Here is a 16,358-nt window from a genome sequence, read left to right on the forward strand (position 1 = left end):
AGTTTCATTCAAAGCGCCGTCAAAAGGCCCCGTTCGCAGAACCATTCTGCCGAAAAGCGAATGCGATAAAGACGCATTCGCCTTTCGATCGCGTTTGATGCTGCGTTGAGGGACATTTGCGCATGAACTGGGCCTGGGCTGCTTCGCTGGATCAGATCTGGCGCTCGTCGAACCTTCCACTGTACCTGACGCTGGCCACGGCCGGCTTTGTTGGGCTTGTCGTTCTGATCACGCTGCTGCGCTCGGAGAGATCCGTGGCCAACGGCGTGCTGGCGCTCATGACGCTGCTTGCGATCGGCGTCGCGGGAGCCGTGACCTTCCGCGGGTTCGGCACGGCAAACGCGGTTCAGCCGGCGGAGGCTCGGCCGGTTCTGACGGCCACAGCGGCATTGCCGCAGCTTTCCTGTATCGACGAGCTTGCCGGTGATGCCGTCCTCGCCGCATGCGAGAAGGCACTGTTCGGTTCGGCGGAGTCGGTGGCGGCGGCGGTCGCCTACGCCGCCTCGCAGATCACGCTGTTGACCTCGCTGGGCGATGTCGCCACCGCGAATAATGGGGCCGGCTCCGATTTGCTGGCGCTGCGCCGCGCCGTCGAGCGCGACCGTTACGGGTTGATGGCCTATGTGCTGACGGTGCGTGACCGCTGTACGCCGGCCGCCTGCCGCGCGTTCCGTTCGCTGACCGACACGCGCCAGGTCGCGGCCAACATGGAAGACCGTGTCTACGAAAGCCTGGTCATGCGCCACGCGGCGTCGTGGAACGCGCCGCCGCAGACTGCGGCCGGCATGATGGCGGCGCTACCGCCGTCCCAGCCGACGGGGAAGCCGACCAATGCTGAATTCCCGACCTCGGCCTCTACTCCGCCGGTTAGCATCATGACGCCCGAGCCGCCGGCGAAGCCATCGCCATCGGCCACTGCTGCGCCGGCATCGCCAGCCGCGCCGCGACCGGCCGCGGCGACACCGCCGTCGCCCGCGCCTTCGCCCGCACTCGCTGCCAAGAAGCCGCCGCCGGCGCCGAAGCGGCCGTCCACCGCGGCGCCGGTCCAACTCGCGCCGTCGGCTTCGGGGGCTGCCGACAACGAGCAGTGATCTCCACAAGGAGTGATCTTTTCAAAGCGCGCCTGGGCCGCTACATCGACGGGGTCATGCCGCTTCATCTCATCAAGCTTGCCGTTGGCTGCGAGTCGGTCAAAGAACTCAAGGGGTGGGTTGCCGAACGCATGGCAACCGCCAGGAAGAAGGGCCTGCCGCTCCGTCACGTTCACATCACGCGGATGACGCCGAAGCGCGACGGCGAGATCCTCGCCGGCGGCTCGCTCTACTGGGTCATCAAGGGTGAAATCGCCGCCCGCGAAAAGATCATCGCGATCGAACCGTTCCGCGACAAGGACGGTATCGGGCGGTGCCGCCTGGTGATGCAGCCCAAGGTGTTTGCAGTCTCGCCGCGGCCGATGCGCCCGTTCCAGGGTTGGCGCTATTTGACCGAGGACGCAGCACCCCCGGACCTCACCAAATCCTCCGCCGCCAGCGTCGCCGCGATGCCCGAACCGATGCGGCGCGAATTGCGCGATCTGGGACTGCTCTGACCGGGGCTGTAGCTACATCCTAGACGCCGATGTTATCGATCAACCGGGTCGTGCCGAGCTTCGCGGCGACGAGGATCCGCACCGGTCCTTCTTTGATCGATGCGATCGGCGCCAGCGTCCCGGCGTGACGGGCCTCGAAATAGTCCAGCGCGAACCCGGCGGCGGTGATCAGTTCGCGGCCGGCCGCCATCGCGGCCTCGAAATCCTCGCCGGCCTTCAGCCGTTTGGCGCTTTCCTTCATGGCGCGATGGAGCGTCGGTGCCGTCTGCCGTTCCTCGGCCGAGAGGTAGACGTTGCGCGAGGACATCGCCAGCCCGTCGCGCTCCCGCACGGTGCGCGAGCCGATCACCTTGACGCCGAGGTCAAGATCGGCGGTCATCTGCGTCACCACCCGCAGTTGCTGAAAGTCCTTCTCGCCGAAGATCGCGACGTCCGGCCGGACCTGCGTGAACAGCTTGGCAACCACGGTGGCGACGCCGCCGAAGAAATGCGGCCGGAAACGATCCTCGAGCCCGGCGGTGGCCGGACCTTCCGGCACGATCCTTGTGGCGAAGCCGTCCGGGTACATCGCCTTGACGTCCGGATTCCAGACCAGGTCGATCTTCTCGGCGGCGAGTTTAGCGAGGTCGGCCTTCCAGGTGCGCGGGTATGAGCCGAAATCCTCCGTCGGCGCGAATTGCGTCGGGTTAACGAAGATCGAGACGACGACTTTCTGTGCGCGACGCTTGGCAAGCCGGACCAGCGACATGTGTCCGTCATGAAGCGCACCCATGGTCGGCACCAGCGCGACGGCGGCCTTGCGGGCGCGCAAGGCCTCGACGGCGCGGCGCAATGCGGGAACGGCACGGACGACCATGGGACTTCGCGACATCTGGCCTCGATCTCTTGCAACTTGTGACGGGGTGAGGGGGCCGGTGGCCCCGATACTTTCGGCGGGCACGCCGACCTTATAAGGCCAGAGCTTTGCCGCCAAGGTTACTCGGGAATGGCAAGCCTGCGGCAGCTCAACAAACCTGCGGCAGCTCAAACGCGAAAGCTAGATGTGTCTGCCGCGCTGATCGAAAAGGCTGCGAGCAGATCGCTGCAACGGAACGAAATCCGCACCATCGGATTCATGATTAAGACACACCGCGAGCGAATTGAATGCGTCGTCACGCATTTCACTTGACCGCAGCCGCGCTGTGATTTGAAGATATCGTGCGGGGGTTGAATCATGTTGCTTCAGGCGAGTCAGGGTCAATTTGGTTCGGCGCATGTCGTCGTGCTTGGCAACGAGAAGGGCGGTTCCGGAAAATCCACCACCGCCCTGCATATCGCTGTTGCCCTGCTGAAGGCCGGGCAGCGCGTCGCCACCATCGACCTCGACTGCCGCCAACAGAGTTTTACCCGCTACATCGCCAACCGGAGCGCGTGGGCCCGACGCACCGGTCTCGATCTCGAAATCCCCGTGCACTATTGCATTAAGCTCGGCGAGACGATGCAGATCGCCGACAATGAAAACTCCGAGTTCCAGCAGTTCGCGGCGGCGGTCGGCACGGTCGAGCGCGCTTTCGACTTCATCGTCATCGATACGCCCGGTTCGGACTCCTATCTGATGCGGCTGGCGCATTCGATGGCCGACACGCTGGTGACCCCGATCAACGACAGCTTCCTCGACTTCGACGTGCTCGGCACCGTCGATCCTGCAACCTACACGGTAACCGGCGAGAGCCATTATGCGGAGATGGTGCGCGACACCAGGCGCAAGCGCCGCCAGCTCGACGGCGCCACCACCGACTGGATCGTGGTGCGCAACCGCCTGTCGATGATCGGATCGCGCAACAAGCAGCTCGTAGCCGACAGCCTGAAGGACCTTTCGCTGCGGCTCGGCTTCCGTTCCATCGATGGATTCGCCGAGCGGGTGGTCTACCGCGAATTCTTCCCGCGCGGACTGACGGCCCTGGACAACATCGACGAGGCTACCCTCGGCACCCGGCCCAGCATGGGCCATGTCACGGCGCGCGAGGAAGTGACCAGCCTGTTGCGCCAGCTCAAGCTGCCGCTCGACGAGCGTGGCCGCCGCCGCGCCGCCAACCGCGCTGAATGGTTCACCCAGGTCGACAAGCCGCTCGAAGTCCACGACATCATCGGCGACATCATCAGCGCCTGATCCTCCATCGGCAGCCGGCTCAGCCTATCGCGGCTGGTCGGTGGACGGATGAGGCGCAGCGCATGATTGCCCAGTTCAGGGCGACGCATGACTTGTGGGCCGGCGATCCAGCCTTTCGCGACCTGCTGGCGCGACTGCGCGAAGGCTGTCCGGAATTTATTGGCTGGTGGGAGGCCCATGACGTCAGCGGCGTCGCGGCAGGACGGAAATCCTTGATCCATCCCAAAAAGGGTCGGCTCAAACTGGAGTATGCGAGTTTCCAGGCCAATGACGACCCGGCCTTGAAGCTTGTCATCTACACGACGGTTTAAGATACCTTTGGGACCCGTTTCCGGTATTAACGCACCGTGATGCGTCATGACGCAGCGGGTTCCCGGGAACCGGTCCTGCATTACGCCGTTTTCATTAGACTTTTATCGGATGCTCGAACCGAAGCTTGAAAGGAGACGTCGTAGTAAAAAAGAGGCCGAATTTGTGGAACTGAGCGGCTGCCCAATGGATGGGTGCGTCGCACAATGATCAGGCGGTCAATACACAACATTTGGCCTTTATGTCACGCCATCGTGACATATATCATCAACAAGGGACCGAAAGAGTCTCAAACAGGGTTGAGCCCCTAGCGGGGCGCGAGGACGAAGACAAATATGAAACGTGGAATTCTCGTTCTGCTTTCACTCTCCGTGCTGGTCGCTGTCGCGTATTTCACCGCGAACAAGTGGGCGATCCGGCACGAGACAATCGCGTTTCATGATCCCGTCCGCGACAACCGTCTGGTGGCGGTCAGCATCGCCGTTCGCCGCGACAAGGAAATGCAGGCCAATGCCGGCTTGATCAAGCTGCCGGTTGCGGTCCTCAATCACGGCAACACCGTCAAGAACACCGAGTATTCGTTCCTGTCGACGGTGTTCGCTTGGCGCGGCTATCTTGCGGTCAGCCCGCAGCACGATCTGCCGACCGATCCGCCGATGGTGACCAAGATCGGCGAACCCTATGTCGGCCGTCTGCCGCAGATTCAGCGCGGCGTTGCCAACATCCATTTCGCCCTCCACGAAATGAAGAAGATCCAGTCCAATGCCGACTATGACAAGGTGACCATGGTCGGTCATTCGATGGGCGGCGATATCTCGATGTATTTCGCCAAGCAGTATCCCGACGAGATCAAGAAAGTCGTGACACTGGACAATTTGCGCGTGCCGTTCCTGACCGACGGCAAGTTCAAGATCCTGTCGTTCCGCTCCCAGGACACGCACTTCAAGGCGGACCCCGGCGTCGTGCCTGACGATGAGCAGTGCGAGCAGGCCGGCATCACCGTCGTGAACACCGGCTTCCAACACAACGACATGCGCGACACCGGGCCTGACGCCGCCAAATCCTCGATCCAGTCGATGCTCGACAGATTCCTCGACGAGTCCGACAGGAGCGGCGTGTTGAAGCCCGTGCCGACGAAGGTGCCGGACGTTCTGACCAGCAGCCCGGGACCGGTGCCGCTCTCAACCCCGTTGGCCAGCAATCCGCCGCCGAAGAACAAGCCGGTTACGAACTAGGCGACTGACCGCCATCGTGCATTTGCGGCTGCGTCACGGGCCGGCGCATTGACCCGCTGTCGGCCACGTCCCACATAAAGCTCGCTGTTATCCGCGAGCGCTTATGGCCGGCGAACCCACCAAACCCAAATCGGCAGGCGATGTTGCTTCGGCAAGAGCCGAGGCGCGCAAAGGCGGCCCGTTGCCCGAGACCAAGCCGTCGGCGTCGGAGGACATCGCAGCTTTCGTGGCGAAAGCGCGCGCGATGTCGCCACACCGGCCGGACGCCAGGGGAAGGCTGGTCTTTGCGCTCGACGCCACCATGAGCCGGCAGCCGACCTGGGATATGGCCTGCGCGCTGCAGGCCGACATGTTTCGCGAGGCCGCCTCGCTCGGCAGCCTCGATATCAGGCTGGTGTATTACCGCGGCTTCAACGAATGCCGCGCCACGGGCTGGATCTCCGATTCTGCGCGACTGGCACGGTTGATGGGCAAGATCGATTGCCGGGGCGGCAATACCCAGATCGGCAAGGTGCTGTCGGAAGCGCGCCGCGAGGCGGTGGCGTCCGGCGTGCGCGCCATGGTGTTTGTCGGCGATGCCATGGAGGAGTCCGTCGACGACCTCTGCGCCAAGGCCGGCGAGCTCGGCCTGCTCAAGGTGCCCGTGTTCATGTTCCAGGAAGGCCACGATCCGACCGCCGAGCAGGCGTTCCGGGAGATTGCGCGGCTCACCGGCGGCGCATGGTGTAGGTTCGACCCCGGTGCCGCGGCGCAGCTGCGCGAGTTGCTGCGCGCCGCCGCAGCCTACGCCGCTGGCGGGCGCGAAGCGCTGCTGCGGCTGTCGAAGACCACAAGCGGCGCGGCCGCACTGATCGGCCAGATGAAGTGATTACGATTTTGGTTATGACCAAGCCCAACGTCATGCTTTTCGGCGCCAGTGCCGCTATATTAGAGCCATGGCAACCCTGATTGCCGGCGTCGTCGCCGTTGTCGTTCTGTACTTGCTGCTGCAGATGTTTCGTGCAGCCAACCCGGTCGTGCTCGCGCGCGCGATCAAGATCGTGGGCGGCGTGGTGGCGCTGGCGGTCGCGGCTTTCACCGGACTACGCGGCGAGCTTGCGGTGGCAATTCCGCTCGGCATCTTCGGCGCCGGCCTGCTCGGCTGGTCGCCGTTCGGGCCGGGCGGCTTCAGCAATATCGGCGGGATCTTCGGCGGCGCGCAGCGTTCGTCGGGGCAGGCCTCGCGCGTCCGCTCGCAGTTTCTCGACATGAGTCTCGATCACGACAGCGGCGAGCTGTCGGGGCGGATCGTGGACGGGCCGAATGCCGGGCGTTCGCTCGGCGAGTTCGACCTGCCGCAATTGATCGCAATGATACCGGCCTTCGACGCCGAGAGCGTCGCCCTACTTGAAAGCTATCTTGACCGCCGGTTTCCCGCTTGGCGTCAGAACGCGCAAAGCGATGCGGCAGGGGGGCAGCGTCGCACGGCGGCGAGCGGAAAAATGACGGACGAGGAAGCCTATCAGATCCTTGGCCTGCAGCCGGGGGCGGGGCGTGACGACATCAGCCGGGCTCACCGCGCCCTGATGAAGAAACTGCATCCCGACCAAGGGGGCTCGACGTACCTCGCTGCCCGCGTAAACGAGGCCAAGGATACTCTTCTTCGCACGCATTCCAGCTAACTCCGGCTCACGCCACTGACGCTACAAACCGCGAGTTGCTTCCATGCCGTTCTCTGACTGACGCCCCATATCGCCCGCCGTTGTCCGGCGTGGTCGATCGTTCATTGCAGGGAAATCTAACCGGAAATTCTTGACGAGAAGTTTTCGCGGGCCGCCTTGGGTGTGATCTCGCGAGAGCCGCCGCGACTGTGTTTGGAAAACAACAAAGCCGGCGCTTGCGGCGCCGGCTTTGCCAAATTCAAGGAAACGTCCGGATCAGTTGCGAACGGTCATGCAGGAAATGTCGGCGCGCTTGAGGGTCTTGCAAACCGCTTCGGCCTGATCGCGATCGAGACCGGCGAAGCGGGCCCGGTAGAGCGTGCGGTTGTCCTTGGCGACCACGGGCTCGGTGAAGGGATCGGCCTTGCTGAGCAGGGCACTGGCCTTGGTGCGGGCGAGATCAATCCGCTGCTTGGCCTCGCTTTCGCTTTCGAGCGCACCAACCTGAATGATCCAGCCGGTGCGGACCACCGCCGGCGTGGCCGGCTTGGCGGCGCTGTTCTGCTGCATGGCCGGCGGCTGGGCGTGGGGCGCCGGATCGGCATAGGCCAGCACCTGCGAGTGCGCGGCTTGCGAGGGGGGCTGTGTCAGGCTGGAAGCGGGCAACACGCCGAGCACGCCTTGTCCGGTACCGTGATTGGCCGGCTGCGGCGGCATCGCGACCCTGGCGGCTTCGGCCTTGGTCTCCGCGACCTTTGCGACGACGGCGCTGGAGGTCTCGGCCATTTCAGGGCGAGCCGGAATGGCGTTGGTGATCGGCGGCGCCGCGGGCTGCGAGGGGCCGGCTGAAGCGAGCTTCATCGGCCCGGCCTTGACCTGAACCGTCTTGACCTTGACCGGCTTCATCGGCTCAGCCGAGCCGGGGATCGCTGATATCGCCTGGGTCTGGATGACGCCGTTGGTCAATGGTGCGGGTTCAGGCCTGACTTGCTGCTCGAACTTGTTCTGTTCGACCTTGGCGGGCGCCGGAGGCAGGGCAGCGGCGGCGGCCGCCATCAGCGACGGCTTGGCCGGCGCGATCGAGCGGGTTGCCGGCATGGCGGCGAGCCCGGGTTCGGCGGCGGCGCCGCCGGAGTGAGCCGCTTCGGCCGGACGCGCAACGGTCTCGGCTGCGGCGACATCGACGCTGCCGTCAGCGGGATTGCGCTCGGTGATCGCAACGACGGTGCGCTTGGTCGCGCCCTTCTCGAGGTTTTCGGCCAGCAGGTTGCGCATGGTGGCATCGCGCGAACCGCCGCTGCGGCCACCCAGCACCACGCCGATCAGGTGGCGGTTGCCGCGGCGCATCGAGCTTACGAGGTTGAAGCCGGACGCGCGGGTGTAGCCGGTCTTGATGCCATCGACGCCTTCGACATTGCCGAGCAGGCGATTGTGATTGCGGATCGATTGTCCCCGATAATTGAACACTGTGGTCGCGAAGTAGCGGTAGTAGCGCGGGAAGCGGTCCTGGATGGCGCGGCCGAGGGTCGCCTGATCGCGCGCGGTGGTCAGTTGCTCGTCGTTGGGCAGGCCGGAGGCGTTGCGATAGGTGGTTTTGCTCATGCCGAGCGCGCGCGCCTTGCGCGTCATCAGCCTGGCGAATTCGGCTTCATCGCCGGCAATCGCTTCGGCGACCACGACGGCGGCGTCATTGGCGGAACGCGTCACAAGACCCTTGATGGCGTCCTCGACCTTCAGGGTCTGGCCCGGGCGCAGGCCGAGCTTGGTCGGCGCCTGCTCGGAGGCGTGTTCGGAGACTTCCATCTCGGTGTCGAGCTTCATCTTGCCGGATTCCAGGCGCTCGAACAGCAGATAGAGCGTCATGATCTTGGTCAGCGACGCGGGGCGCCGGATGCCGTCGGGATTGTTGGAGGCGAGCACCGCGCCTGAATTGCCGTCGACAATGATGGAGGAGAATTGCGGGCTATAGCTTTCGCGCGCGACGTGATGGTGGCGACGGTGCTTGGAGCGGCGCGCCTCTGCGCTCTCACTCGAGATCAGTATTGCTGTCGTGAAGGTAACCAGTCCGAGGGCGCACATTCGCAATGCGCGCGAGGAAGCCAAGGTTGTACGAAGCATTTATTTCCCCGTCCCAATTTCTGTCTTGATCACCGGCTCGTGAGGCAAAATTGTGCCCCACCAGCCGCTGATGGTTCCCCGTTCGAAGCGCCGGTCCGGCCATGACGCGAGGCTGGAGTGGCCGATCAGGTCGCTGTTCTAGCTAAGATGCTGTTCACAAACAGCTTTCGGGCCGTCTGCCGGAAGACGAACAAGTCCAGGAATCAGGTTAGGCGGAGCGAGTTTCCAAAAGATTAATTAACCGTTGCGTAAGACTCCGGGGTTCTCCGTTAATTGACCATATTTGTGCGCCGCACAAGATTCCTTGACTTTATTGTGCGGTGCACATATAGGGACGCTGTGGTCAGGGAGCCGGGACCTCCCGGCAATAGGAACGCTCAGTCTGGGAAAGGACTCCATGATGGTCAAAATTGAAGACATTCAGAACTACGGCAAAGAGCATCTCGAATCGGTTGCCGTTTCCGCAACCAACGTGCAGAGCGGCGTTCAGGCGATCGCCACCGCTTATGGCGACTACGCCAAGAAATCGTTCGAAGACACCAAGTCGTTTGTCGAAAAGCTCTCCGGCGTGAAGTCGCTGGACAAGGCGCTCGAAGCCCAGACCGAATTTGCGCGTTCTTCCTACGAAACCTTCGTCGCGGAGTCGCAGAAGATTGCCGGCCTCTACACCGACCTTGCCAAGCAGGCCTACAAGCCCTACGAAGGGCTGGTCGCGAAGTTCACCCCGGCCGCGCACTAACGGCTCGCGTTTATCGCTCATTCGAGCAAGAACTTCCAAGACGAAGCCCGGCCACGACGGCCGGGTTTTTTCTTGCAGTATTTGCGTCGCCGATTTCACGGCGTCACCATCATTGCAAGCGTAGGGCACGCCGCGCGTTCGGCGCTCGCTACCGACGGACAGGGACGGTCATTCCTCTGGGGGGCAACGAAGCCTGCCCGAGCTATTGCGGGTTCTCCAGGCTGAACGTCTCGGACTGTTCGTCATAGGCAAACAGCTCGGCGTAGCGACCCGACGAAACGATGGTCTTGAGCTGGGCCAAACATCAGCCCGCCTGTGGCTAGAACTCGGCGTGCAGACGGCCCGAGAAGATCGAGACCGGCCCGCGATCGGCGTTGTAGGCGGGGTTTGTAATGAACTGGTAGTCGAAGGTCAGCGCCGTCCAGGTGTTTAGCTTCCAGGAGTAATAGGCCTCGAAGATCCGTTCGGGACTGTAATTGAGTTGTCCGTCGCCGATCAGAAGACCAGTGCCGCCGGCGGCGAGGAAATCGCGGTGCGCGGCGGAAAGCCCGTTGACGGCGCCGCCGATACCGATCGTATCGTTCGGCCGACCCCAGTAGCTGCCCTTGATCGACAGGCCGCCCGAAAGGCTGCGGTCAATGTCGGTGAAGGACAGGATCTGGTTTTGTCCATCGTTCCAGCTCGCACGCACGAACAGCCCGACATCGTTGACGAGCTGCTGCTCGAGATTGACGTAGAAGCCGTATTTGCCACGGCCACGCTGGTTCGCGCCGACGATATCGTTGATATCGAGCGCGGGATTTGCTGCAGCGAGCGCCAGGACCTCGCGATAGTTGGCCGTGTTGCCGTTGTTTGCGAATGCACCGACGCGCAGCTTGCCGGGTTGATCGAAGATGGTGTGGCGCTCTTCGAACTCGACCACCGTGCCGCCAGTCTTGAAGGTCAGAACATCGCTGTTGGGCGCCGACGGCACCTGGAACAGGCCGGCGCGCACCGCCCATTCCTTGCGGTTGAACTCGACCACCGCGCCGCGCGTATAGCCGGGCAGGTCGGCGGGGAAATCGTAGGCCGCCGACGCCCACATCGCCCAGTTCATGAAGTCCAGGCGCGGGTCCTTTGCATACGCGTTGCCGTCAAAGAAGTCGCCGACGGCGAAGCGGCCCACAACCACAGTGATGCGGTCGATATCGCGCTTGCCCGGAAGCTGGTTCGGTCCGTCGGCAACTTCTTCCTGCTCACCGCCGAGGCCGAAGGTCTGCTTGAAGTAGTAGCGCTGCGGACGGAGTTTTGGAAACGGCGCGCCGGCCTTCTGCGCTTCGCCATTCGAGAAGCCGGCAAGGCCCAGCGTGCCGTTGAGACCGGAGCCCTGAGCAAGCTCAGGGTTGAAATAGAATTCGCCGCCCTCCCAAAGCCGGACGCCCAGGAAAGCCGTCGTGGTCCAGGTCGCCTGCAACTGGCCGCTGCCGGGCAGGCTGAGGGGACTGGCATAGGGCGAGCGGATGGGACCATAGCCTTGAGGCAGAAACGTCGTCTGTGCATGGACGTTCCAGTCGCTGGATTCCGGCAGCCGCGGCTTGCTGCTGGCGGGCGCCATCCACGGCGTGTCGCCGAAATGGTAGTTCAGGCCGAACTTGAGCAGATGAACGCGCGGATCGACGTTGACATTGGGCAGCCCGAACTCGCTCAGGTCGTAGGCTTGGCGGGAGAGGCCGACATATTCGTACTCCGCCTTGGCGCTCCAGTTGCCGCTCAGCGCGAATTCGACGCCAAGTCCCGTGGTCCAGCCGGCATGATAGCGGCCGACCGGAAACAAGGCGTTGCCATCGATATCGTTGACGTTGATATGGGTATGCCCCCAGGCGAAGCCGCCGGTGACGTAGGGCATGATGCGGTCGAACGCATAGCCGACGCGGCCGCGGATCGTTCCGACATAGTTGATCGTGGTGTGAAAGGGCGCCGCCGTCAGGGCAGGGACATCCAGGGGACTGGTGAAGGTCGCATCCGCTTCGATGCCGAGGACGACACGGTTTGCGAGCTGCCTGTTGTAGCCGAGTTGATAACCGCCGATCAGGCCGGTGGCGCTATGCGGAAAGAACACGGCTTGTTCGGGCAGAGGATTGGTGCCGGGCCCGAAGCTCGCATCGCCATAGCCGACGTGACCGCCGACGTAGAATCCGGTCCAGTCATACAGCGTCCTCAGTGCCGGCGCTTGCAGTGGCAGGTCAGCCGCATTGACAGGAGACCAGCTCAAGGCTGCGACGGCGCTTCCGATCGCAAGAATTCGTTTCATCCCCAACCCCACCGATCCTGTGTTCTAGAGCGCGTTCCGCCAGCGATCAATCGACGCTTTTCAAGCGGGCTGCACGATCGATATCTGCGCTCTCGAGCCGGGCCGAGACTTCGGGTCTTTGCTATCGTCGGAGCGCTCGATCGTCGGTACGATGAACATCCCGCGTAAAGGTGTACCGCGAACAACGGCAACGCGAAGGTGAGCCCGAACCCGAATGCAGCAAGCAGCGTTCGAATGGAATTCATGCTGCTCGTCTCGATCGCTCACGGGACATGGATATTCGGTGACGGCCTCGGAGCTATCCCGGCCCATCAGCATCAGGGGTCACGGTACTGTCCGATTATCTCCCCGCCATGACCCTCCAATGCCGCCGCCAGGCACCGGAGCACCGTCTTTCCATCGAACGGCTTGGTCAGGAAATCGACCTCGGATTTCACTAATCTAGCCCTGCGCACCGAATGCCCTACATGACGTCTTGATGCTTCCATCATCAGGCTGAGCTACAGCGCTAGAGTGAAGTTGACATGAATATGCCTGCAATGGTGCTCGGAGCGCTCCTATTCATGTCGCCGCTCCTGGCTATGCACGTCTACGCGCTAGCTTACGTTGAGCCAACCATCGAGCGCTCTGACGATTGCAAGGACCCCAACTCAAGGCCCGGCTCGCGTGCGGAAAGGTCCATTATGGTCCGACCTGGGTGAAGGAACCCAAGAAGCACGTCCGCGTCCGAGCTGTTGACTGGGCTCGCCGACCTGTTGCCGGAGGCGGCCGTGCAGCTCGCCTTGATCGACCCACAATGTGGGGTCCGCAGACTTTCCGCCCCGGCGGCTCCGCTAAAAGCGGGTCAAGCCCTGCTCGATCGGGCTTCCAAAAGCGCCGGCTACCCTCAATGGCCGCAAAACCGGCGGTCCGGATCCTTTGTCAAATCCGGCAGAAACGATTAACCTTGCTCCGGATAGCCGAGCCGGGAATCGGGCCGGTCGCAGGACGTGGCAGGCAACATCAATGCGCTTGCGGCGATCCGGGGGCGGACCCATATTCCAGGTGCCGATCCGGCCAACGGGTCGGACCGGGAGCGGCGATCTGGAATAAGCGTTACTGGGTACCAGGCGATGGCTCACGTCAGAGCCGATCGCGTGTGGGCCAGGATGCGCTCTCCGGTCATCCCTTTTGGAATTTCGAACGCCCGAGCCATGTTGCAGCCAACCTTCAAAGCTTGTCCGTCCGTGCCGGCAAAGTCATCTTCTGCTCCCCGAATGAGCAATGACGAGAACCGCAACGCCGGAACCGGCGGACCATCGACGTCGGTCATCACCAAGGTCAAGCCGAAGACCAAGCGTCCGAACCTCTATCGCGTCCTTATTCTGAACGACGACTACACGCCGATGGAGTTCGTCGTTCATGTGCTGGAGAAGTTCTTCCAGAAGGACGCCGAAGCGGCCACCAAGATCATGCTTCATGTCCATCACCACGGAATCGGTGAGTGCGGCGTGTTCACCTACGAGATTGCCGAGACCAAGGTCACGCAGGTGATGGATTTTGCGCGCAAGCACCAGCACCCGCTGCAATGTGTGATGGAAAAAAAATAGCCGCGTGTGGCTCTCGATCCGGCCGGAGATAAGGAACGGGATTGCCTTGATCGGTGTTGATGGACGCCGACCGTATTCCCGGTAGCTTTTTTCGGGGGAGAGGTCGCGTGCCGCCGCCGTGGTGCCGCGAATTTAGAGGAAAACCACGCTTGCGGAACCGGTCTTTCGCCACGATCGTGTGTAACTATATGACAGGGGATGACGAAGGTTGTTGTTGCCTCACCGGGTAATGGCGATCATGATGACCGGGGGCCATAGAGGACGCGAATGCCAACTTTTTCCCAAAGCCTTGAACAATCCCTGCATCGTGCATTGGCGATTGCAAACGAGCGCCATCATCAATATGCGACGCTCGAACATCTTCTGCTGTCGCTGATCGATGACTCGGATGCGGCTGCGGTGATGCGCGCCTGCAGCGTCGATCTCGACAAGCTGCGCACCAGCCTCGTCAATTATCTCGAGACCGAATTCGAAAATCTGGTGACTGACGGAGCCGATGACGCCAAGCCGACGGCCGGTTTCCAGCGCGTGATCCAGCGCGCGGTGATACACGTCCAGTCCTCAGGGCGCGAGGAAGTCACCGGCGCCAACGTGCTGATCGCGATTTTCGCGGAGCGCGAAAGTCACGCCGCCTATTTCCTGCAGGAGCAGGACATGACGCGGTACGATGCGGTCAACTACATCAGCCATGGCATCGCCAAGCGGCCCGGCGTCTCCGAAGCGCGCCCGGTGCGCGGCGTCGACGAGGAGACCGAGACCAAGGGTAACGAGGACGCCAAGAAGAAGGGCGAAGCGCTCGAGACCTATTGCGTCAACCTGAACAAGAAGGCGCGGGACGGCAAGATCGATCCGGTGATCGGACGCAATGCCGAGATCAACCGTGCCATCCAGGTGCTCTGCCGCCGGCAGAAGAACAATCCGCTGTTCGTGGGCGAGGCCGGCGTCGGCAAGACCGCGATTGCGGAAGGGCTCGCCAAGCGCATCGTCGATTCCGAAGTGCCGGAAGTGCTGGCCGCCGCCACCGTGTTCTCGCTCGACATGGGTACGCTGCTGGCCGGCACCCGCTACCGCGGCGATTTCGAGGAGCGGTTGAAGCAGGTTTTGAAGGAACTGGAAGCGCATCCGAACGCCATCCTGTTCATCGATGAAATCCACACCGTGATCGGCGCCGGCGCCACCTCCGGCGGCGCGATGGACGCGTCCAACCTGCTGAAGCCGGCGCTGGCTTCCGGCACGATCCGCTGCATGGGTTCGACGACCTACAAGGAATACCGTCAGCATTTCGAGAAGGACCGCGCGCTCGTGCGCCGGTTCCAGAAGATCGACGTCAACGAGCCGACGGTGGAAGACGCGATTGCGATCCTGAAGGGGCTGAAGCCCTATTTCGAGGATTATCACCGGCTGAAATACACCAATGAGGCGATCGAGGCGGCGGTGCAATTGTCGTCGCGCTACATCCACGACCGCAAGCTGCCGGACAAGGCGATCGACGTGATCGACGAGTCGGGTGCGGCGCAGATGTTGGTCGCCGAGAACCGGCGCAAGAAGACGATCGGCATCAAGGAAATCGAGACCACGATCGCGACCATGGCGCGGATTCCGCCCAAGAGCGTGTCGAAGAACGATGCCGAGGTGCTGAAGCATCTCGAGCAGACGCTGAAGCGCGTGGTGTTCGGCCAGGACAAGGCGATCGAGTCGCTGTCCGCCTCGATCAAGCTGGCGCGGGCCGGCCTGCGTGAGCCGGAGAAGCCGATCGGTTCATACCTGTTCTCCGGGCCGACCGGCGTCGGCAAGACCGAAGTGGCAAAGCAGCTTGCAGCCTCGCTCGGCGTCGAATTGCTGCGCTTCGATATGTCCGAATACATGGAGCGGCACACGGTGTCGCGCCTGATCGGCGCGCCTCCCGGCTATGTCGGCTTCGACCAGGGCGGCCTTCTGACCGACGGCGTGGACCAGCATCCGCATTGCGTGGTGCTGCTCGACGAAATCGAGAAGGCGCATCCTGATCTCTACAACGTGCTGCTGCAGATCATGGACCACGGCCGGCTCACCGACCACAACGGCAAGCAGGTCAATTTCCGCAACGTGATCCTGATCATGACCACCAACGCGGGCGCCGCCGACCTCGCGCGGCAGGCCTTCGGCTTCACACGCAACAAGCGGGAAGGCGACGACCACGAGGCGATCAACCGGCAGTTCGCCCCGGAATTCCGCAACCGGCTGGACGCGATCGTCTCGTTCGCCCATCTCAATGCCGATGTCATCGGCATGGTGGTCGAGAAGTTCGTGCTGCAGCTCGAGGCGCAACTCGCCGATCGCGATGTCACCATCGAGCTGTCCGAGCCCGCCAAGGCTTGGTTGATCGAGCATGGCTATGACGAGCAGATGGGCGCGCGGCCGATGGCGCGCGTGATCCAGGAGCACATCAAGAAGCCGTTGGCGGACGAGGTGCTGTTCGGTCAGCTCAAGGGCGGCGGCCATGTCCGGGTCGTGCTGGTCACGGACGCCGAGGGCAAGGACAAGATCGGCTTCGAGTTTGTCGAGGGTCCGGTCACGCCGAAGCCGGAGAAGCTGCCGGGAGCGCGCAAGCGCAAGCCGAAGCCGGGCGGTCCGAACGGAGGCGGCGGCTCCAAGGGGCCGGCGTCGAAGGGGCCGCTGGTCAAGGTATAAGCGGGCTCAATCCCAAACGAAGAGCCGGCGC

General features: G+C 62.9%; 14 protein-coding genes and 1 pseudogene. 11 read left to right on the forward strand and 4 right to left on the reverse strand.

The window, feature by feature from the left end; all coding sequences use genetic code 11:
* Positions 1–122 precede the first annotated feature (122 nt).
* Together KJQ96_RS09590 and KJQ96_RS09595 are read left to right on the forward strand one after the other, a co-directional pair.
* A complete protein-coding gene (locus KJQ96_RS09590) occupies positions 123–1,091 on the forward strand; it encodes a hypothetical protein (RefSeq protein WP_213286400.1) in 969 nt (322 codons plus the stop codon).
* 56 nt (positions 1,092–1,147) lie between these two features.
* Positions 1,148–1,588 (forward strand): DUF1489 family protein, encoded by a 441-nt coding sequence (locus KJQ96_RS09595; RefSeq protein WP_213286401.1) that lies wholly within the window; start codon positions 1,148–1,150, stop codon positions 1,586–1,588.
* 19 nt (positions 1,589–1,607) lie between these two features.
* Here KJQ96_RS09595 and panC read toward each other — a convergent pair whose 3' ends face one another.
* Entirely contained in the window at positions 1,608–2,459 is an 852-nt protein-coding gene (gene panC, locus KJQ96_RS09600; RefSeq protein ID WP_213286402.1) for a pantoate--beta-alanine ligase, read from the reverse strand.
* Positions 2,460–2,573: 114 nt separating this feature from the next.
* Between panC and KJQ96_RS09605 the strand changes: the two genes are divergently transcribed.
* The 6 genes from KJQ96_RS09605 to KJQ96_RS09630 all read left to right on the forward strand — a co-directional run bounded on the left by KJQ96_RS09605 (position 2,574) and on the right by KJQ96_RS09630 (position 6,942).
* The gene (locus tag KJQ96_RS09605; RefSeq protein WP_213286403.1) at positions 2,574–2,756 is read left to right on the forward strand and encodes a hypothetical protein; all 183 of its coding nucleotides are present in this window, start codon (positions 2,574–2,576) and stop codon (positions 2,754–2,756) included.
* 45 nt (positions 2,757–2,801) lie between these two features.
* Positions 2,802–3,737, forward strand: coding sequence for a division plane positioning ATPase MipZ (locus tag KJQ96_RS09610; protein WP_213286404.1), 936 nt, complete (start codon positions 2,802–2,804; stop codon positions 3,735–3,737).
* The gene (locus tag KJQ96_RS09615) at positions 3,671–4,048 is read left to right on the forward strand and encodes a hypothetical protein (protein WP_213286405.1); all 378 of its coding nucleotides are present in this window, start codon (positions 3,671–3,673) and stop codon (positions 4,046–4,048) included. Before KJQ96_RS09610 ends, KJQ96_RS09615 begins: the two co-directional genes overlap by 67 nt.
* A gap of 333 nt (positions 4,049–4,381) precedes the next feature.
* A complete protein-coding gene (locus tag KJQ96_RS09620) occupies positions 4,382–5,281 on the forward strand; it encodes an alpha/beta fold hydrolase (protein ID WP_213286406.1) in 900 nt (299 codons plus the stop codon).
* A 103-nt stretch (positions 5,282–5,384) separates the two neighbouring features.
* The gene (locus KJQ96_RS09625; protein WP_213286407.1) at positions 5,385–6,149 is read left to right on the forward strand and encodes a VWA domain-containing protein; all 765 of its coding nucleotides are present in this window, start codon (positions 5,385–5,387) and stop codon (positions 6,147–6,149) included.
* Positions 6,150–6,216: 67 nt separating this feature from the next.
* A complete protein-coding gene (locus KJQ96_RS09630; protein ID WP_213286408.1) occupies positions 6,217–6,942 on the forward strand; it encodes a DnaJ domain-containing protein in 726 nt (241 codons plus the stop codon).
* A 255-nt stretch (positions 6,943–7,197) separates the two neighbouring features.
* Here KJQ96_RS09630 and KJQ96_RS09635 read toward each other — a convergent pair whose 3' ends face one another.
* The gene (locus tag KJQ96_RS09635) at positions 7,198–9,039 is read right to left on the reverse strand and encodes a D-alanyl-D-alanine carboxypeptidase (RefSeq protein WP_213286409.1); all 1,842 of its coding nucleotides are present in this window, start codon (positions 9,037–9,039) and stop codon (positions 7,198–7,200) included.
* A gap of 400 nt (positions 9,040–9,439) precedes the next feature.
* Here KJQ96_RS09635 and KJQ96_RS09640 point away from each other — a divergent pair, with 400 nt between their 5' ends.
* Complete coding sequence (locus KJQ96_RS09640; RefSeq protein ID WP_213286571.1) at positions 9,440–9,778, forward strand: phasin family protein; 339 nt, start codon at positions 9,440–9,442, stop codon at positions 9,776–9,778.
* Positions 9,779–9,980: 202 nt separating this feature from the next.
* Here the strand turns inward: KJQ96_RS09640 and KJQ96_RS09645 are convergent.
* A pseudogene (locus KJQ96_RS09645) lies at positions 9,981–10,070 on the reverse strand (nitrate ABC transporter ATP-binding protein); the annotation flags it as partial.
* A gap of 27 nt (positions 10,071–10,097) precedes the next feature.
* Entirely contained in the window at positions 10,098–12,068 is a 1,971-nt protein-coding gene (locus KJQ96_RS09650) for a carbohydrate porin (protein ID WP_213286410.1), read from the reverse strand.
* 1,256 nt (positions 12,069–13,324) lie between these two features.
* Here KJQ96_RS09650 and clpS point away from each other — a divergent pair.
* Positions 13,325–13,657: an ATP-dependent Clp protease adapter ClpS gene (gene clpS / locus KJQ96_RS09655; protein ID WP_028345585.1), complete on the forward strand. Its 333-nt coding sequence runs from the start codon at positions 13,325–13,327 to the stop codon at positions 13,655–13,657.
* A gap of 267 nt (positions 13,658–13,924) precedes the next feature.
* Positions 13,925–16,327, forward strand: coding sequence for an ATP-dependent Clp protease ATP-binding subunit ClpA (gene clpA, locus KJQ96_RS09660; RefSeq protein ID WP_213286411.1), 2,403 nt, complete (start codon positions 13,925–13,927; stop codon positions 16,325–16,327).
* Positions 16,328–16,358: the final 31 nt, after the last annotated feature.

The sequence above is a fragment of the Bradyrhizobium sp. sGM-13 genome, assembly GCF_018398875.1.
GTDB lineage: Bacteria > Pseudomonadota > Alphaproteobacteria > Rhizobiales > Xanthobacteraceae > Bradyrhizobium.